Origin of the sequence: Pseudonocardia parietis (genome assembly GCF_017876315.1) — a bacterium.
GTDB classification, from domain to species: Bacteria; Actinomycetota; Actinomycetes; order Mycobacteriales; family Pseudonocardiaceae; genus Pseudonocardia; species Pseudonocardia parietis.
Map to the genome: position 1 here is coordinate 3016780 of NZ_JAGINU010000001.1, position 17932 is coordinate 3034711.

Annotated in this window: 15 protein-coding genes; 7 read left to right on the forward strand and 8 right to left on the reverse strand. The window is 74.6% G+C overall.

Annotation, left to right across the window (positions count from 1 at the left end):
• Positions 1 to 21: 21 nt before the first annotated feature.
• Both sucB and lpdA read right to left on the reverse strand, forming a co-directional pair.
• Entirely contained in the window at positions 22 to 1872 is a 1851-nt protein-coding gene (sucB, locus tag JOF36_RS14290) for a 2-oxoglutarate dehydrogenase, E2 component, dihydrolipoamide succinyltransferase (RefSeq protein WP_210027307.1), read from the reverse strand.
• 53 nt (positions 1873 to 1925) lie between these two features.
• Positions 1926 to 3326, reverse strand: a complete 1401-nt coding sequence (gene lpdA, locus JOF36_RS14295) for a dihydrolipoyl dehydrogenase (protein WP_210027309.1) — start codon at positions 3324 to 3326, stop codon at positions 1926 to 1928.
• Positions 3327 to 3539: 213 nt separating this feature from the next.
• Here lpdA and JOF36_RS14300 point away from each other — a divergent pair, with 213 nt between their 5' ends.
• The gene (locus JOF36_RS14300) at positions 3540 to 3905 is read left to right on the forward strand and encodes an oxidoreductase (protein WP_210035612.1); all 366 of its coding nucleotides are present in this window, start codon (positions 3540 to 3542) and stop codon (positions 3903 to 3905) included.
• 6 nt (positions 3906 to 3911) lie between these two features.
• On the opposite strand, the gene JOF36_RS14305 is transcribed toward JOF36_RS14300, so the two are convergent.
• Positions 3912 to 4769, reverse strand: coding sequence for an SDR family NAD(P)-dependent oxidoreductase (locus tag JOF36_RS14305; protein ID WP_210027310.1), 858 nt, complete (start codon positions 4767 to 4769; stop codon positions 3912 to 3914).
• Positions 4770 to 4818: 49 nt separating this feature from the next.
• Positions 4819 to 6327: a leucyl aminopeptidase gene (locus JOF36_RS14310; RefSeq protein ID WP_307862374.1), complete on the reverse strand. Its 1509-nt coding sequence runs from the start codon at positions 6325 to 6327 to the stop codon at positions 4819 to 4821.
• A 215-nt stretch (positions 6328 to 6542) separates the two neighbouring features.
• Between JOF36_RS14310 and JOF36_RS14315 the strand changes: the two genes are divergently transcribed.
• Genes JOF36_RS14315 through JOF36_RS14325 form a run of 3 tightly spaced genes read left to right on the forward strand, consistent with a single transcriptional unit; the run spans position 6543 to position 10211 of the window.
• Positions 6543 to 7895 carry an APC family permease gene (locus tag JOF36_RS14315; protein WP_210027311.1) on the forward strand — a complete coding sequence of 451 codons (1353 nt, stop codon included), beginning with the start codon at positions 6543 to 6545 and terminating at the stop codon, positions 7893 to 7895.
• A gap of 18 nt (positions 7896 to 7913) precedes the next feature.
• On the forward strand, positions 7914 to 9029 hold the full coding sequence (gene gcvT, locus JOF36_RS14320; protein WP_210027312.1) for a glycine cleavage system aminomethyltransferase GcvT: 1116 nt from the start codon (positions 7914 to 7916) through the stop codon (positions 9027 to 9029).
• Positions 9030 to 9089: 60 nt separating this feature from the next.
• Entirely contained in the window at positions 9090 to 10211 is a 1122-nt protein-coding gene (locus tag JOF36_RS14325; RefSeq protein WP_210027313.1) for a branched-chain amino acid aminotransferase, read from the forward strand.
• Between the two features lie 447 nt (positions 10212 to 10658).
• Here the strand turns inward: JOF36_RS14325 and JOF36_RS14330 are convergent, their stop codons facing one another.
• The 4 genes from JOF36_RS14330 to JOF36_RS14350 form a co-directional block, all read right to left on the reverse strand.
• Positions 10659 to 11525, reverse strand: a complete 867-nt coding sequence (locus JOF36_RS14330; RefSeq protein ID WP_210027314.1) for a type IV toxin-antitoxin system AbiEi family antitoxin domain-containing protein — start codon at positions 11523 to 11525, stop codon at positions 10659 to 10661.
• 132 nt (positions 11526 to 11657) lie between these two features.
• Positions 11658 to 12548, reverse strand: coding sequence for an adenosylcobinamide-GDP ribazoletransferase (locus tag JOF36_RS14335; RefSeq protein WP_210027316.1), 891 nt, complete (start codon positions 12546 to 12548; stop codon positions 11658 to 11660).
• A complete protein-coding gene (locus JOF36_RS14340; protein WP_307862375.1) occupies positions 12545 to 14347 on the reverse strand; it encodes a bifunctional adenosylcobinamide kinase/adenosylcobinamide-phosphate guanylyltransferase in 1803 nt (600 codons plus the stop codon). The genes JOF36_RS14335 and JOF36_RS14340 overlap by 4 nt, the downstream gene beginning before the upstream one ends.
• A gap of 107 nt (positions 14348 to 14454) precedes the next feature.
• A complete protein-coding gene (locus JOF36_RS14350; RefSeq protein ID WP_210027318.1) occupies positions 14455 to 15123 on the reverse strand; it encodes a DUF3043 domain-containing protein in 669 nt (222 codons plus the stop codon).
• Positions 15124 to 15160: 37 nt separating this feature from the next.
• On the opposite strand from JOF36_RS14350, the gene JOF36_RS14355 reads away from it, so the two are divergent.
• The 3 genes from JOF36_RS14355 to JOF36_RS14365 all read left to right on the forward strand — a co-directional run bounded on the left by JOF36_RS14355 (position 15161) and on the right by JOF36_RS14365 (position 17867).
• Positions 15161 to 16288, forward strand: a complete 1128-nt coding sequence (locus tag JOF36_RS14355) for a glycerate kinase family protein (protein WP_210027320.1) — start codon at positions 15161 to 15163, stop codon at positions 16286 to 16288.
• Positions 16289 to 16441: 153 nt separating this feature from the next.
• Positions 16442 to 16804 carry a HesB/IscA family protein gene (locus JOF36_RS14360; protein ID WP_210027321.1) on the forward strand — a complete coding sequence of 121 codons (363 nt, stop codon included), beginning with the start codon at positions 16442 to 16444 and terminating at the stop codon, positions 16802 to 16804.
• A 127-nt stretch (positions 16805 to 16931) separates the two neighbouring features.
• Positions 16932 to 17867 (forward strand): carbohydrate kinase family protein, encoded by a 936-nt coding sequence (locus tag JOF36_RS14365; RefSeq protein ID WP_210035618.1) that lies wholly within the window; start codon positions 16932 to 16934, stop codon positions 17865 to 17867.
• The last annotated feature ends 65 nt before the right edge of the window (positions 17868 to 17932 follow it).

Consider the following 17932-nt stretch of genomic DNA (forward strand, 5'->3'; position numbering starts at 1 on the left):
ACCGTGCTGCGTGGGAGGGGGTTACAGGCCGAGCTCGGCCTCGAACGCGCCCTCCTCCAGACGGGCCCGGATCGCCGACAGGAACCGGCCGGCGTCCGCACCGTCGACCAGGCGGTGGTCGTAGGTCAGCGGCAGGAAGCACACCGAGCGGACGGCGATGACGTCGTCGCCCTCCGGGCCGGTGATGACCTTCGGCTCCTTCACGATCGCGCCGGTGCCCAGGATGCCGACCTGCGGCTGGTTGAGGATCGGCGTGTCGAACAGGGCACCCGCGGACCCGATGTTCGTGATCGTGAACGTGCCACCGGACAGCTCGTCCGGGCCGATCTTCGCGTCCCGGGTGCGCGACGCGACGTCGGCGATCTTCTTGGCGATCCCGGCCAGCGACAGGTCGTCGGCGTCCTTGATCACCGGGACGAGCAGGCCACGCGGGGTGTCGACGGCGATCCCCATGTGCACGGCACCGTGGTAGGTGACCTGCTTGGCGTCCGCGGAGATCGAGGCGTTGACCGACGGGAACGCCTTGAGCGCCTCGACGGTCGCCTTGACGATGAACGCCAGGAACGTGAGGTTCGCACCCTCGCGGCGCTTGAAGTCCTCCTTGACCCGGCTGCGCAGCTTGACGATGCGGGTGAGGTCGATCTCCTGGACCGTCGTCAGCTGGGCAGAGATCGACAGCGACTCGGACATGCGCTGGGCGATGACCTGGCGCAGGCGCGGCAGCTTGACCGTCGTGCCCGGCTCGGGCGCGTCACCCGCACGGGTCGGGACGGCCTGCGGCTGCTTCGGCGCGCCACCGGACGCGGCCGGTGCCTCGGCAGCCGGGGCGGACGGGGCCGGCGCGGCCTTCTGCTCCGCCGCGGCCAGCACGTCCTGCTTGCGGATCCGGCCGCCGACCCCGGAACCGGTGACCGAGCCCAGGTCGACGCCGTGCTCCTGGGCCAGCTTGCGGACCAGCGGGGTCACGTAGGGCTTCTCGCCGGAGCCGTTCGAGGCACCGGCGGAGGCGCCCTGGGTGTCGGTGGAGCCGGCGGGCTCGGCCGCCTCCTCCTTCGGCGCCTGCGCCTTCGGGTGCTCGGGCTTCGCGTCCGGCTTCGGCTCGGACTTGGGAGCCTCGGACTTCGGCGCCTCGGGCTCGGGGGCCTCCTGCTTCGGGGCCTCCTGCTTCGGCTCGGCCTTCGGCGCAGGCTTCTCCTCCTGCGCCGGCTGGTTCTCCTGCGCCGGCGCGGCGGAGCTGTCGCCGACCACGGCGAGCTGCGCGCCGACCTCGACGGTCTCGTCCTCACCGACGGTGTGCTCGAGCACGGTGCCCGCGACCGGCGACGGGATCTCGGTGTCGACCTTGTCGGTGGAGACCTCGAGCAGCGGCTCGTCGACCTCGACCGAGTCGCCGACCTGCTTGAGCCAGCGGGTCACGGTGCCCTCGGTGACGGACTCGCCGAGCTCGGGCATCGTCACCGAGCTCCCGGAACCGCCACCGGAGGAGCCGCCCGAGGACTGCGACGGCGCCGGGGCCTCCTCCTGCTCGGGCTCGGGTTCCGGCTGGGACTCCGGCTCGGCCTCGGGCTCCGGCTCGGCCTCCTCGGCGGCCTGCTCGGAGCCGCCCGAGTCACCGCCGGAGGAGTCGGCCTCGTCCGCGTCGCCGATCACGGCGAGCTCGCCGCCGACCTCGACGGTGTCGTCCTCGCCCGCGATGATGCGCTTCAGCACACCGGCCGCCGGCGACGGGATCTCGGTGTCGACCTTGTCGGTGGAGACCTCGAGCAACGGCTCGTCGACCTCGACGGTGTCGCCCTCGGACTTGAGCCAACGGGTGACGGTGCCCTCGGTGACACTCTCGCCCAGAGCGGGCATCTCAACGGTGACGGCCATGTCGGGTGGAGCTCCTCTTGTTCCGCGTGGGTGTTCGGTTCGTGGGGCCGGGATCAGCCGTGGGTGTGCAGCGGTTTCCCGGCCAGGGCGAGGTGGGCCTCTCCGAGGGCCTCGCTCTGCGTGGGGTGGGCGTGGATCAGTGGGGCGACGTCGGCGGGAAGAGCCTCCCAGTTGTAGACCAGTTGCGCTTCCCCGACGAGCTCGCCGACCCGGGAGCCGACCATGTGCACGCCCACCACGGGGCCGTCGCCTCCGGCCGGTCCCGCCTGGACGAGCTTGATCGCACCCGCGGTCTGCAGGATCTGGGACTTCCCGTTGCCGGCCAGGTCGTAGGTGAGCGTGTGCACCTCGTCGTACCGGTCGCGGGCGGCGTCCTCGGTCAGCCCGACCGAGGCGATCTCCGGATCGCAGTAGGTCACGCGGGGGATGCCGTCGTCGGTGACCGGCGCCGGGTCGAGCCCGGCGACGTCCTCGGCGACGAAGATCCCGTGTGCGAAGCCCCGGTGCGCCAGCTGCAGGCCGGGGGTGACGTCCCCGACGGCGTACACGCCGTCCAGGCCGGTGCGCAGCCGATCGTCGACGGTGACGAATCCCTCGGCCATCGGGACGCCGGCCTCGGCGAAGCCGTGGCCGGTGGTGTTGGGGCCGCGGCCGACCGCGACCAGCAGCAGGTCCGCCTCGATCTCCTCGCCGGACTCCAGCGACACGGTGACCGCATCACCGTGCCGGGTGGCCTTCGCGAAGCGCACCCCGGTCCGGGTGGTGATCCGGCGGCGGCGGAAGGCGCGGGCGAGCTGGGTGGAGCAGAACTCGTCCTCGTTCGGGACCAGCCGGGGCAACGCCTCGACGAGGGTGACCTCCGCGCCGAACGAGCGCCACACGCTGGCGAACTCGACGCCGATCACGCCACCGCCCAGCACGACGACCCGCCTCGGCACCTCGTCGAGCGAGATCGCCGCGTCCGAGGTGACGATGCGGTCGTCGAGATCGAGGCCGGGCAGCGAGCGGGCGTAGGAACCGGTGGCCAGGACGACGTGCCTGCCGGCGTAGCGGTCGTCACCGACCCGCACGACACCCGGGCCCTCCAGGACACCCGCGCCCTCGACCACGGTGATCCCGCGGGAGGCGACCAGGCCCTGCAGCCCCTTGTACAGGCGTCCGACGACGCCGTCCTTGTAGGTGTTCACGCCGGCCATGTCGACGCCGTCGAATGTGGACCGGATACCGACCTTCGCGCCGTCCCGGGCGTGGTCGGCGATCTCGGCGGCGTGCAGCAGCGCCTTGGTCGGGATGCAGCCGCGGTGCAGGCACGTCCCGCCGAGCTTGTCCTTCTCGACCAGCACCACCGAGAGCCCGAGCTCGGCGGCGCGCAGCGCGCAGGCGTAGCCGCCGGACCCGCCACCCAGGATCACCAGGTCGGCGGGGTCCGCTTCCCGTGGGCCCGCTTCGGACACCGATCAGCTCCTTCCGGTCACGCCCGGCGCGTCCGCCTGCCGTGCGTGACAACGCGCTCCGGCGGCCCCATCTTGTCATTACCCGCCCGGCACGCCATGCGGGTGTCGGGAGCAGATCACGGTCCTCGCGCGTTGGGGAAGGAGATCAGGTGTGTGCGTCTCGCCGCGGGTGGCGGTACGGGCACCGCACGAGCGGACGAGAGGATGACGAGCATGGGCCTGATGGACAGGTTCCGTCCCCGCCGTGCCTCCGGGGGCGCCAAGGCGCCGGACGCGGAGTCCTACCTGCGGGAATGGACGGCGGCGCGGATCGGGGTGGAGGCCTTCGTCGAGCCGCGGACGACGGTCACCGAGACGACGGTCGTGTTCGTCGCGCACGACGGCGAGTGGACGCGGCGGCGGATGGGGAGCCCGAACCGCGCGAAGAAGTTCGCCCGCTCGCTGCGGATCCCGATCTACGACGTCCAGCTCGTGGGATACCCGAACCGGATGCGGGAGTACGACGCCCGCGGCCGCGCGCTGCGCAAGCGGGCGAAGCAGGAGGAGATGCTGCGCCAGCTGCGGGAGAAGGACCGGTAGCGCCCCTCAGCGCCGCAGGGACCGTGCCTTGCGGGCCCCGACCGCCCGCATCGCCGGTTCCAGCCGCAGCATCGGGCCCGGGAGCAGCGCGGTGAGCCGCAGCATCGCACCGCGCCAGGCCGGGAGCGTGCGGTAGACGCGGCTCCTGCCGAACATCTCCACCAGGCCGGCCGCGACCTGCTCGGTGGTGACCAGGGTGCCGGACCGCACCAGCGCCTGGCCCTGTCCGCCGGGCTTCATCCCGCGCAGCAGCTCGGTGTTCACCCCGTCCGGGCAGACCGCGTGCACCCGGATGCCTTCTCTGCGCACCTCGGACGCGAGCCCGGACACCAGCGACAGCGCACCCGCCTTCGACGCCGCGTACACCGACAGCCCGGGCACCGGGCCGAGCGCCGAGAGCGACACCGTCACGCCGATCTCGCCGCCGTGTGCGACGCCGGTGGCGGCCTGCTCGCGGAATGCGGCGACCGCGGCCCGCGCCCCCCACATCGGCCCCAGCAGGTTGACCTCGACCAGGGCGCGGGCGTGCGCCTCGGACAGCTCGGTGAGCGCCCCGTCGAACCCGACGCCGGCATTGGACACCCAGGCACCGAGCGGGGCGATCGCCCGGGCCTCCCGGACGACCTCCTGCGCGGCGGCCGGGTCGGTGACGTCGTACGCGAGACCGCCCGCCGCGCCGATCCGGTCGGCGGTGGCGCGCGCGGCGGCCGCGTCGAGATCGGTGACGAGCACCCGGTAGCCGCGTCCGACGAGTTCGGTGGCGATGGCCTCGCCGATGCCGCGGGCGGCGCCCGTGACCACGGCGGAGCGGGGTGCGTGCGCGGTGATCTCGTGCCGGCCCGCCCGGCGACGTCGTCCGATCATGGCGGCAGTATGCCGCCCGGGGTTACCGACCGGTAGCCCCGGGCGGTGCTCAGCCGTTCGCGGCCACGTCCTCCAGGAACGCGACCAGCGTCCGCACCGGCGTGCCGGTGCCGCCCTTGGTCGTGTAGCCGCGGGCCCCGCCGGTGTTGTAGGAGGGCCCGGCGATGTCGATGTGCGCCCACGGCAGCCCGTCCGGTACGAACTCCTTCAGGAACGTCCCGGCCAGCAGCATCCCGGCGAACCGCTGCCCGCTGACGTTCGCGATGTCGGCGACCCGGGAGTCCAGGTCGGAGCGCAGGTACTCCGGCAGCGGCATCGCCCAGGCGTCCTCACCGGTCGCGACGCCGTGGCCGGCCACCCGGTCCCGCAGCTCGTCCGAGCCCATCACCCCGGCGGTGCGCAGACCCAGCGCGACCTGCTGGGCGCCGGTGAGCGTGGAGGTCTCGACCAGGTAGTCGGGGGCGTCCTCGCCGGCCCGGACGATCGCGTCGGCCAGGATCAGCCTGCCCTCGGCATCGGTGTTGAGCACCTCGACGGTCCGGCCGCCGTACATGGTCAGCACGTCGCCGGGCTTGTACGCGGTCGACGACGGCATGTTCTCCGCCATCGGCACCGTCGCGGTCACGGCGACCGGCAGCTCCAGCTTCGCGGCGAGCACCACGGCGGCGACGACGGCCGCGGCGCCGCCCATGTCCGAGGTCATGTCGGCCATGCCCGCGTTCGGCTTCAGCGAGATGCCGCCGGTGTCGAAGGTGATGCCCTTGCCGACCAGCGCGACCCGCTTCGCCGGGGCTGTGCCGCCGTTCCAGGTCAGCCGGACCAGGCGGGGCTTGTTCGTCGACCCCTGGCCGACGCCGGTGATGCCGCCGTAGCCGTTCTCCCGCAGCCGGTCGTCGTCGAGCACCTCGGTGACCAGTCCGGCCTGCTCGCCGAGCGCCACGGCCCGGGCCGCGAACGTCTCCGGGACCAGCACGTTCGGCGCGGTGTTCACGAGGTTCCGCGCGGTCGCCACGGCCTCGGCGACCAGCGTCGCGCGGCGGACGCCGTCGTCGTCCGTGCCGGTGAACGTCCAGGACGCGACCGGCGCGGCGGCGTCCTCGGAGCTCGAACGGTGCACGTCGAAGCGGTAGCCGCCGAGCAGCGCCCCGAGGACCGCTGCCTCCGGATCGACCGCAGACAGCGTGCTGATCGCCGACGACGTCCCGGCCAGCGCGCGGGACGCGGCACCCGCGGCCCGCCGGACCAGCTCGGCGCCCTCCGCGCCGTCGGTGGCCTTGCCCAGGCCGACGGCCACCAGCCGGGGCGCCGCCAGCGCCCCGCGGGTCGGGAGCGACACGACCTGCTCGATCTTGCCGGTCGCGCCGACGACCCGCAGCAGCTCGGCCAGCTCGCCGCCGAAGGCCGCGTCGACCTCCGCGGCGCCGGGCGCGAGCAGTGGCGCGGCGGAACCGCCCTCGGACTCGGCCGGGTGCAGGCCGACGACCAGCGCGTCGGCCTCGGTGGTCGTGGGCGGGCCGGTCAGCGCGGCGGTGTCCGGGATGGTCGGTTCGGTCGGCACGGAGAACTCCTCGGTCACGGATCGGACTCAGGGTCCGGACGGGCACGGGCGGTCTCGATCGGGTGGCTCGCGGGATCGCGCCCGTACGTACGGTGACCAGCGAGTGTGCCGCGTGTGCCCGGGCGGGCGGGGAGCGGCCCGGTGAGACCGGACCGAGATGCTAATGACACCCCCGCGGCGCCGCGCGGCACAGGGTCGGATGGGATGGTGGCCGGGTGCCCGCACCCCCGCACCGGATCCGGACCGCGACCGCGGTCGTCGTCGCACTCGCGGCGATGTTCGGTACCGGTCTGTACGCGGCGCTCGCCCCCGCCGCCGCGTCCGCCGGGGTGTGGTTCCCGCTCGGTGTCGTCCTCGCCGGGCTCCTCGCACTCGCCGTGGTCGCCTCGACCGCGCACCTGGCGACGGCCCGGCCGGCCGGGCCGGAACTCGTCCACGGGGACCTGCCCGCCCCGGCGCTCCGCCTCGCCGCCCTCGCACGGCTCGTCTCGCGCACGGCTGCGGCCGCCGCGGCGGCCGGCGTGTTCAGCGTCTACGTCCTGCCCTTCCAGCCGCTCCCGGTGGCGGTGATCGCGGTACTCGCCGTGATCGGGGTGAACGCCGCGGGCGTCCGTGTCTCGCCGGGGGCCTCGACCGGGCTGGTCGTCGGGACGCTGCTGGTGCTCGTGGTCGTCGCGGGGGTCGGGCTGCTGACCGCCGCGCCGGACGGAACCGAGGCGTCGACGGCCATGCCCTCGACCGCCTCGACGGCCGTCGCCGACGGGGCCGCGACGGCCGACGTCCCGGTCACCGGCACCCTGCAGGCGGCCGTCGAGCCCGGTCCGCTCGGCGTGCTCACCGCGGCGGCCTTCGTGTTCTTCGTCTTCACCGGGCTCTCCCGGGTCGCGGAGTTCGGTGGCCGCCTGCGCGACCCGATGCGCGCGATCCGCCGGGCCCCGGCGATCGCCGTCCTGATCACGACGGCGCTGCTGCTGGCGCTGTCGGGCGCGCTGCTGCACGGGCTGGGCGTCGAACTGCTGGCGACCTCGGCGACACCGCTGGCCTCGTTGATGGACGCCGGCGGCAGTCCCGCCGTGGGTGTGCTCGTCCGGATCGCGGCGGCCGCGGCGACCGCCGCCGCCCTGCTCGGTGCGCTCTCCCGGGCCGCCGACGGAGCGGCCCGGCTGGCCCGCGCAGGCGAGCTGCCCGCGTTCCTCGGCCGCGGCGGCGCCCGCGGTACGCCGTGGGTCGCCGACCTCGTGCTCGGCGGGCTGACGATCGTCGTCACCGTGGCGGTCGGCCCGGTCGTCGCGATCGCGGTCGCGGTCGGTGCGGCGCTGGTCCACCACCTCCTGCTGCACGTGGCCGTCCTGCGGCTGCGCGGCCGTCCGGCCTCGATCGCGTTCGTCGCCGGCGCGGGCGGGACCGGTTGCCTGGTCCTCGCCGGTGCACTGCCGGTGTGGCCGCTGGCGGCGACCGTGGCGATCCTGGCCGCGGGCTGGGGGATCTGCACGGTGCACGCACGATCGGCGGTGACCGGCGACGACGCCGAGGCCGACCCGTCGGACCCCGAGGAGCGGGCGGCCTGAGGACGTAGGGTCGCGGGCGTGACCGACGATCTTCTGCCCAGCCCGCTGCACGATCGGCACCTCGCCCTCGAGGCCACCCTCGGTGAGTTCGGCGGCTGGTCGATGCCGATCTCCTACCCGGCAGGCACCGTCGCCGAGCACACGTCGGTGCGCGAGGCGGCCGGACTGTTCGACGTCAGCCACCTCGGCACCGTCCCGATCACCGGGCCGGGCGCCGCCGCGCACGTGAACACCTGCCTGACCAACGACCTCGACCGGATCGGCCCGGGGCGGGCGCAGTACACGATGGCGTGCACCCCGGACGGCGGCGTGCTCGACGACATGATCATCTACCGGGTGTCGGACGACGACCTGCTGCTCGTGCCGAACGCCGCCAACTCGACCCGGATCATCGAGATGCTGCAGGACGGCGCCCCCGACGGTGTCACCGTCACCGACCGGAACCGCGAGCTGGCGGTGCTCGCCGTGCAGGGGCCGCGCTCGGCCGAGGCACTGGCCGCCGCGCTGGGGGAGGCCGGTGCGCACGTCGCGGAGCTCGACTACATGGGCTTCACCGACCTCGAGGGCGGCGGCGTGCGCGTCTGCCGCACCGGGTACACCGGTGAGCACGGCTACGAGGTCGTGCTCGACGCCGAGGCCGCCCCCGCCATGTGGGACGCGCTGCTCGAGGCCGTCCGCGCCGTCGGCGGCGGCCCCTGCGGGCTGGCTGCGCGAGACACCCTGCGCACCGAGATGGGCTACCCGCTGCACGGCCACGAGCTGTCCGAGCAGATCAGCCCGGTGCAGGCGAACAGCGCGTTCGCGGTCGGCTGGGACAAGCCGGCGTTCTGGGGCCGGGAGGCGTTGACCGCCGAGCGCGCGGCCGGACCGGCACGACGGGTGCGGGCGTTGAAGGCGACCGGCCGCGGGGTACCGCGGGCCGGCATGACCGTGCTCGACGGCGAGGGCGGGAACCCGGTCGGGACCGTCACCTCCGGCACGTTCTCGCCCACCCTGAAGATCGGCGTCGCGCTCGCGCTGATCGACACCGACCCCAAGGTCGCGATCGGCGACACCCTGGTGATCGACGTCCGCGGCCGGGCGCTACCGGTCGAGGTGGTCAAGCCGCCGATGGTGCCGTCGCGGGTGCGCTGAGGGGTCCGTAGGGCGAATCCGGCTGTGTGGGTGCGGTGCGGCAGAGCTACCGTCTGGTCCATGAGCGCGCCGCAGTTCACCGTGACCCCCAACACCGCCCCGGCGTCCCCGCAGCGGCGCGCCGAAGTACTGGCCGACCCCGGCTTCGGCCGGCACATGACCGACCACATGGTGACCATCCGGTACACCGAGGGCACCGGCTGGCACGACCCGCAGGTCGTGCCGTACGGGCCGTTCACCCTCGACCCGTCGGCGATGGTGCTGCACTACGGCCAGGAGATCTTCGAGGGGCTCAAGGCCTACCGGCAGCCGGACGGCTCCATCGCGTCGTTCCGGCCCGGGGCCAACGCCGCCCGCTTCGCCGGGTCCGCCCGCCGGATGGCGATGGCCGAGCTGCCGGAGGACCTGTTCCTCGAGTCGCTGTCCGCGCTGCTCGCGGTGGACTCGGAGTGGGTGCCCGCCGCCGGTGGCGAGGACTCGCTCTACCTGCGCCCGTTCATGATCGCGACGGAGGTCGGGCTCGGGGTGCGGCCGTCGGCGGAGTACGTCTACGCCGTGATCGCCTCGCCGGCCGGTCCGTACTTCGCGGGCGGGGTGAAGCCGATGGACGTCTGGCTGGAGACCGAGTACACCCGCGCCGCCCGCGGTGGCACCGGCACCGCCAAGTGCGGCGGCAACTACGCCGCCTCGCTGCTGCCGCAGGCCGTCGGCGCCCAGCACGGTTGTGCCCAGGTGGCCTACCTCGACGCCGAGGAGCGCACCTGGATCGACGAGATGGGCTCGAACAACCTGTTCTTCGTCTTCCGCGGCGTCGACGGCAGCCTGGAGCTCGCGACCCCGGAGCTGCGGGACTCGGTGCTCGCCGGGATCACCCGGGACTCGCTGATCACGGTGGCGCGCGACCTCGGCATCAACGTCGTCGAGCGCCCCATCTCCGGGCAGGAGTGGCTCGGCGGCGCCGCCTCCGGCGTGCTGACCGAGGTGTTCGGCTGCGGCACCGCCGCGGTGATCACCCCGATCGGGACCGTGAAGCACACCGGCGGCGAGGTGACCGTCGGCGACGGGGAGCCGGGCCCGGTCACGCTGCAGCTGCGCGAGGCCCTGACCGCGATCCAGCGCGGCGCCGCCCCGGACCCGCACGGCTGGATGCACACCCTCGTCCCCGCCCCCGCCGCGGTCTGAGCCGGCCACCGCCCGGTCAGGGTGGTGATCACCGGTTGTGGAGTGTGGCGTACGCGTGCCGTGCGCTGCACTCCTCAACGGGTGATCACCCCCGCCCGGCGCGGGGTGGCCCGGGCCGATGCCGCTTCGGGGTCGGTCGCTGCTCGACTCGGATCGCGGCTGAGGTGGTGTGGGGCGCCGACGGAGGTGTGTCCGAGGCCGTCGCGGGGTGGTGATCACCGGTTGTGGAGTGTGGCGTACGTGTGCCGTGCGCTGCACTCCTCAACGGGTGATCAGTCCCGCTCGGCGCGCGGTGCGCGTGCTTGCCCGGGAGCCGGATGCTCGTCGGCTTTGCCCGGCGATGCCCGTCTCGGCTGGTGGCGGGGTGTCTGGCAGGTGCCGGGGCGGTGATCATCCGTTGAGGAGTGTGGCGTACGCGTGCCGTGCGCTGCACTCCTCAACGGGTGATCACTCGCCCAGGGCCCGGAGGATCCGGGCGATGGTCAGGTCCGGTTCCTCGGTCACGTCGTGCCAGGTGAACCGCAGCAGGGTCCAGCCGGCGGCGACCAGGTCGTTGCCCTTGGTCCGATCGGCGGCGAAGCGGGCCGGGTCGACGTGCCAGGCCCAGCCGTCGAGCTCGATCGCGACCCGCTCGGCCGGGAACGCAATGTCGATCTCGCGTCCGCCGCCGAGAGGGAGCCCGCGGACGAAGCCGGTCAGGCCCGCCGCACGCAGCAGCCGGAGCAGCCGCCGCTCCAGTGCCGAGTCGGCCCGGTCCAGGGCGGCGACCAGCAGCGTGTGCGCGGCGGCCATCCCGTGCGCGCCGGCGTTGCGGCAGTAGGCGGCGTGCAGCCGTCGTGGTGTCGTCCACCGGCGCTGCAGGGCGCGATCGAGGAAGGCGGCGCCGTCCGGGATCGTCGCGCACGTCTCCAGGACGGTCAGCGCGTGGGCGGTGACCAGCACGCCGCGGTGCCACATCCGGTCCTCCACGGGGATCATTCGGCGCCGCAAGCGGATCCCCGACGGTGCGCGGCGCCGGACCGAGTTCGCCACGGTGATCTCGACGAGGTCGGGCACCGGTGCGGGCATTCCCAGCCAGGACGCGGCAGCGGGCCCGCTGACCAGCCCGTCCTCGCCCACCCACAACCACGCCGCGCGGATCGTGGTGTCACCGCCGGGCGCGTGCGTCGTGTCGTGCAGGACGCCGGGGTGGACGTCCTCCCACTCACCGCGGGCGACGCGGCGCCGGATCATGGAGGGGGACAGCCCGCTGTGCAGCGCCTGCTCCCGGGAGACGACACCGTCCTGCGCGCGAAGGAGATTCCGGATCAGCACCGCGCCAGGGTCGTCTGCCGGACCCGCCACCGAGGCCGGTCGGCCCAGCCGGTTCGCTCGGGCGAACGCGAGTGATCACGCGTTGGGGAGTGCAGCGCACGCGACGCGTCGGCTGCACTCCACAACGCGTGATCAGCCGGTGAGGGCGGCGGCCAGGACGACGAGGACCGCGGTGCTGCTCAGCTCGGCGGCCGCGCCCAGCACGTCCCCGCTCATCCCGCCGAACCGGCGCCGGGTGTGCCGGGCCACGCCCACGACCAGCAGCGCGGCCAGCAGCACGGCGCCGGCGACGGCCAGGGCGAGCCCCACACCGGCGAGCGGGTCCGTCAACGAGAAGCCCGGTGATGCGGGCAGGTGGTCGGCGTAGCGGCGGGGCATCCCGGCGACGGACCCCACCGCCGCCACCAGCGCCGTCGCCCCCGCTCCGGCCAGCCCGATCCACCACAGCGGCGCCACCCAGGCCGGTTGCGAGCCCGCGACCGTGGCGCCCAGCCCGCCGGGCCGTGCCGCGGGTGTCCCACGGCGGGCGACCCAGCAGAACCCGGCCCGCCCCGTCGCCGCGGCGAGCGCGCACGCCGCGAGCACCGCGGCCGGGGGAGCGGCGGCGAGCTGGGCCAGCGCCGTGGCGCGTCCGCCCAGCACGACCAGCAGCGTGACGACGGCGAATGGCCCCGCACCGCCGTCCGCCATGACCCGCAGGGCGCGTTCCGGCGGGCCGTAGCTGCCGAGCCCGTCGGCGGTGTCGGCGAGCCCGTCGACGTGCATGCCGCGGGTCGCGAGCGCACCGGCGCCCACCACGAGCAGCCCCGCGACCAGCGGGGACACCCCGAGCAGGGTGAGTCCGAGCAGCAGCCCGCCCCCGGCCGCGCCGAGCCCGAGCCCGACGAGCGGTGCCCACCGCAGCGCCGCGGCCGGCACGCCGTCCGGCAGCCCGCCGTCGGGGAGGGTGCGGACGCGGACCGGCAGCACGGTCAGCCAGCTCGCGGCCAGCGCGAGCCCGGCGAACGGACCGGGCCGGGTCACCGTCCGGCGCCGGCCGCCGCCGTCACGCCGCCGGGCACGACCCCGGTGCCCTCCGCGGTTCCGGTCTCGGCCAGCAGCCGGGCGGCGGACACGAGCAGCGGCAGGACCGAGACACCCGCGGTGCCGTCCTCGGTGCGGACGGCCAGGTCCAGCAGCGGGGTGAGGGACAGGTGCTCGAGCACCAGCCCGGCAGCGGGCTCGGTGGACGGCTGTGCGGCCAGCCACCACTCCTTCGCGCCCGGCGCCAGCTCCTCGGCCAGCAACGCCGCGGCACCGACGGCGACGCCGTCCAGCACCGCGGGCACCTTGCGCTCCGCGGCCCGGGCGAGGAACCCGGCCAGGACGACGAGGTCGGTGCCACCGACGGTGCGCAGCAGCGCGAGCGGGTCGCGCACGTGCGGCCGGGCCCGGCGCAGCGCGTCCCGGATCGCGACCGCCTTGCGCATCCAGGCCCGGTCGTCGATCCCGGACGCGCGCCCGACGACGGCGACCGGCTCGGCCCCGGTCAGCGCGGCGATCAGGGTGGCGGCCGGGGTCGTCACACCGACCGCGAGAGACGCCGGGACCAGCACGTCGGCGCCGGCGGCGATCTCCTCGTCGGCCAGCAGGCGCCCGGTCCGCCAGGCGGCCTCGGCACCCTCCGGGGTCAGCGCGTCCTCGCGGTCGATCCGGCCCGTCCCGCGGGCCACGACGTAGCCGGACTCCACACCGTCGGCGCCGTCGGTCAGTCCGACGTCGACGGTGCGCACCGCGGCGCCCGCCGCCCGCGCGGCGACGGTGACCGGCAGCCGTCCGGCAGCGGCGGCGGTGGCCCGCACCGCGGAGATCTCCGGCGGATAGGCGGAGACGCCTGCCGCGGCGATCCCGTGGTCGGCGGCGAGGAGCAGCACGCGGGCGTCCAGCGGCGGTCGTGGTGGGCACTGGGCCTGGCAGGACGCCAGCCACACCCCGAGCTCGCCCAGCCGGCCGAGGCCGCCGGTCGGCATCGCGAGCCCGTCGACGAGCGCGACCGCCTCCCGCCGGCTCCGCAGGTCGGGGCGGCCGACCGCGGTCGGGACGATCGGTCCGGCGGTGTCGTCGGTGTGCGAGCCGGTGGCCGTGGCGGGGACGGGCGCCTCGGTGGAGGTGGGGGAGACCGCGCCCGGGACGCCGGCCGGGGTGCCGTGGACGTCGCCGCCGGAGCTCGCGGCATTCGACTCCGCTGCGTCCGCCGCCGGAAGGCCCGCCACCGGAAGGCCCGCGGCCGACGTGGCGCCGACCGGGTCCGCGGACGGCAGCCGCAACGCCCGGCCCGCCACGACAAGCACGGTCTCCGGGCACACCGCGGCCAGCGCGGCGTTCAGCTCACCGAGCCGGTCGCGGAACAGCCGTCCGGAGCGCGACTCGGGCACCACGCCGAGCCCGGTCTCCGCCGACACCAGCACGACGGGGCCCGGGGCCGCGGCGACGGCCTCGACCAGACCGGCCACGGCGTCGTCCACCTCGGGCAGGTCGCCGGTCCGCTCCCACGCGCCGGCGTCGTCCAGCACCCCGGTCAGCCAGGTCGCGAGATCGTCGACCAGCACCGGGCCACCGGACGCGAGCGCCGCGGCCAGGGCCGGGCCGGAGCCGATCTCCTCGGTCGTCCACGACGACGGGCGCCGGGCGGTGTGCGCGGCGATCCGGGCGTCCCACTCGGTGTCACCGCTGATCCGCCGGGCGGTCGCCAGGTAGCGGACCGCCGTGGCCTCGCCGAACAGCCGCTCGGCGTACCGGGACTTGCCGGACCGGGTGCCACCGATGACGAGCGTTGCGTTCACGCCGCACATCGTGGCGCACGCGCTCCGGCGCTCCGGAGGCACCCGGCGCGGGCGGGCCGGTCCGGACACACGTCCGCCCGGGCCGCTGCGGACCCGGGCGGAGTGGTTCAGACGGTGGCGCCGCGCTTCACCCGGGGCTTGGGCACCCGCATCCGTCGCGGCTGGGTGGCCCGGGAGAACGCGTACCAGCCCGTCGGCAGGCCCTTGATCTGCTCGTCCGGGAACTTGGCGCGGGCCTTGCGCAGCACCTGGACGCCGAGCAGCGTGCCCTCGACGACCATCACGGCCAGCATGAGGAACGTGAACAGCGTGACGTACTGCTGGATCATCGGGTTCTGGACCAGCGCCGCGACCAGCACCAGCGCGGCCAGCGGCAGGAACAGCCCGATGACGTGCGGCCGCGAGTCGACGATGTCGCGGACGTGGGCGCGCACCTTGCCGCGGTCGCGGGGCAGCAGCACCCGGTCGTCGCCGGCGTCCATCCGGCGGCGGCGATCGAGCGACTTCGCCCGGCGATCCTCCTTGGAGGGCCGGTTGGCCTTGGCCAGCTTCGATGCCTCGCGCTGGGTGCGCGGCGGGGGCGGCGCGGGACCACGGCGCTTGCCCTCGGCGTCACGGCGCTTCGGCGTCGCCCGGCCCTTGCCGGGGGTGGTGTGGGCGCGCGGACGACCGTCCGTGCCCTCGTCCTCCGTACTCGTCGCGTCCGTGGCCGCCGAGGAATCGACCGTTGTCTGCCCAGCCTGATCGGGACTCTCGGAACGGCGCAGGAACCTCACACCTCTCACAATACGGGCCGGGGCTAGCCTGCTCCGCATGCGGATCGTGGTCGCCCCTGACTCCTTCGGCGGAACGCTCAGTGCAGGCGAGGCCGCGACGGCGATCGCCGAGGGCTGGCGGCGCGCCGCACCCGGCGACGACGTCCGGATCGTGCCGCTCGCCGACGGTGGCACCGGGTTCGCGGAGGTCCTGCACACCGCGCTCGGCGGGACGGTGCACACGCTCGAGGTGACCGGCCCGCTCGGCGACCCGGTGACCGGCTCGTGGCTGCAGGTCGGCGACACCGGTTACCTGGAGTGCGCGTCGGCCTGCGGGCTGCACCACGTGGCGCGGGAGGACCGGGTCCCCGGGGTGGCGCGGACCGCGACCACGTACGGCGTCGGCGAGCTGATGGCCCACGCCCGGTCCGCCGGGGTGCGCCGGCTCGTCGTCGGGCTCGGCGGTTCCGCCACCACCGACGGCGGCGCCGGGATGCTCGCCGCCCTGGGCGCGACGCCGGTCGACGTCGACGGCCTCCCGCTGCCGCCCGGCGGCGCGGCACTCGCGCTCTGCGACCGGTTCGACGGCGCACCGGCGCTGGCCGGGATCGAGCTCGTGGCGGCGTCCGACGTCGACAACCCGCTGCTCGGCCGGCACGGGGCCGCGGCGGTGTTCGGGCCGCAGAAGGGCGCCGACGACGCGACCGTGACCGAGCTGGACGCCGCGCTGGCCGTGTTCGCCGGGGTGCTGGAGCCGCTCGCCGGCCGGGACGTCCGGGACGACGCCGCGGCAGGTGCCGCCGGTGGTCTCGGCGCCGCACTGCTCGCTCTCGGCGCCCGGGTCGAGTCCGGCGCCGGGCTGGTCCGCGAGCTCGTCGGGCTGGATGCCGAGCTGGACGCCGCGGCCGCGGACGGCGGCCTCGCGGTGACCGGGGAGGGCAGCTTCGACTGGCAGTCGCTGCGCGGGAAGCTGATCACGGCGGTCGCCCGGGGCGCGGCCGAGCGCGGGATCCCGTGCGTGGTGCTGGCCGGACAGGTCGACGTGGGGCGCCGGGAGGCCGCCGCGGCGGGCGTCGACTCCGCGCACGGTGTCGCCGACGAGTTCGGCCTGGAGGCCTCGATGGCCGATCCCGCGGGAACCCTTGCGGACCTGGCCGCCCACGTCGCGCCGCGCTGGAGCAGATGAGCCGCGCGGGTCCATGTGGCGAAGCCGACCGGTGACACGAGCCACGCCTCCGCTCGCCGACCGGGGCTCGCCGCGGCAACGGGCGTCGTAGTATGGACAAGGAGTACGACGCCGCCGGGAATGAGGCGGTCCACGCACGTTGTTGGGAGAGTCATGACCGTCGAGAACGCCACCGGCACCACGACCGAGACCCATGGCGTGGAACTCACCGAGACCGCGGCCGTCAAGGCACGAACCCTGCTGGAGCAGGAGGGCCGTGACGACATGCACCTTCGCATCGCCGTGCAGCCCGGTGGCTGCGCAGGCCTGCGCTACCAGCTGTTCTTCGACGACCGCTCGCTGGACGGTGACCTGTTCCGCGAGTACCACGGCCTGAAGGTCGGCGTGGACAGGATGAGCGCCCCGTACCTGCAGGGCGCCAGCATCGACTTCGTCGACACCATCGAGAAGCAGGGCTTCACGATCGACAACCCGAACGCGGGCGGCTCCTGCGCGTGTGGGGACAGCTTCGGCTGATCCCTCCCACGGGTCTCGCCGAGGGCCCCGTCGTGATCATGCGTGATCATGACGGGGCCCTTCTGCGTGACGTAGGGTGCCCTTCGTGCCTATTGCCGTGACGGGATCGATCGCTTCCGACAACCTGATGCACTTCCCCGGGAAGTTCTCCGAGCAGATCCTCGCCGAGCAGCTGGACCGCATCTCGGTCAGCTTCCTGGTCGACGAGCTGGTCGTCCGCCGGGGCGGGGTCGCCGGGAACATCTCCTTCGCTCTCGGTGTGCTCGGCCAGAAGCCCGTACTGGTCGGGGCCGTGGGTCCCGACTTCGCCGAGTACCGCCGGGTGCTCGAGAGCGTGGGCGTCGACACCTCCGGGGTCTCGACGTTCGAGGACGTGCACACCGCCCGCTTCACCTGCACCACCGACGACGACATGCGCCAGATCGCGTCGTTCTACACCGGCGCGATGGCCAGGGCCCGCGAGATCGAGCTGACCCCGCTCTCCGAGCGGATCGGCGGGTTCGACCTGGTGCACATCGGCGCCAACGACCCCGAGGCGATGCTGCGCCACACCGACGAGTGCCGGGCCAAGGGCTACCGGTTCATCGCCGACCCCTCCCAGCAGCTGGCCCGGATGGACGGGGACGAGGTGAAGCGCCTGATCGAGGGCGCCACCTACCTGATCAGCAACGACTACGAGTTCGAGCTGCTGCTGAAGAAGACCGGCTGGACCGCCGCCGACGTCGCGGGCAAGGTCGGGACCCGGATCACCACCCACAGCGAGAAGGGCTCGGTGCTCGTCGAGGCCGACGGCACCGAGACCTGGGTGGACGTCGTCGCCCCGACCGAGGCCGTCGACCCGACCGGGGTCGGCGACGCCTACCGTGCCGGCCTGCTCACCGGGCTGACCGGTGGTCTGTCGCTGGAGCGTTCGGCCCAGCTCGGTGCGCTCATCGCGACCTACGTGCTGGAGTCCGACGGCCCGCAGGAGTGGACCTGGGACCGCGAGGCGGCCCTGACCCGGCTGAGCGGCACCTTCGGTGACGTCGCCGCCGACGAGATCCGCGGCGTCCTGCCCGCCTGATCCGCCCTCCGCGACGACGAACGGCCGGTACCCGAGCACATCGGGTACCGGCCGTTCGGCCGTGT

What these genes read in the sequence shown, in the direction of transcription:
- sucB (WP_210027307.1), bottom strand. Translation starts at nt 1,872, where the DNA reads ATGGCCGTCACCGTTGAGATGCCCGCTCTGGGCGAGAGTGTCACCGAG.
- JOF36_RS14300 (WP_210035612.1), top strand. Translation starts at nt 3,540, where the DNA reads ATGGGCCTGATGGACAGGTTCCGTCCCCGCCGTGCCTCCGGGGGCGCC.
- JOF36_RS14305 (WP_210027310.1), bottom strand. Translation starts at nt 4,769, where the DNA reads ATGATCGGACGACGTCGCCGGGCGGGCCGGCACGAGATCACCGCGCAC.
- JOF36_RS14325 (WP_210027313.1), top strand. Translation starts at nt 9,090, where the DNA reads ATGAGCGCGCCGCAGTTCACCGTGACCCCCAACACCGCCCCGGCGTCC.
- JOF36_RS14355 (WP_210027320.1), top strand. Translation starts at nt 15,161, where the DNA reads ATGCGGATCGTGGTCGCCCCTGACTCCTTCGGCGGAACGCTCAGTGCA.
- JOF36_RS14360 (WP_210027321.1), top strand. Translation starts at nt 16,442, where the DNA reads ATGACCGTCGAGAACGCCACCGGCACCACGACCGAGACCCATGGCGTG.
- JOF36_RS14365 (WP_210035618.1), top strand. Translation starts at nt 16,932, where the DNA reads ATGCACTTCCCCGGGAAGTTCTCCGAGCAGATCCTCGCCGAGCAGCTG.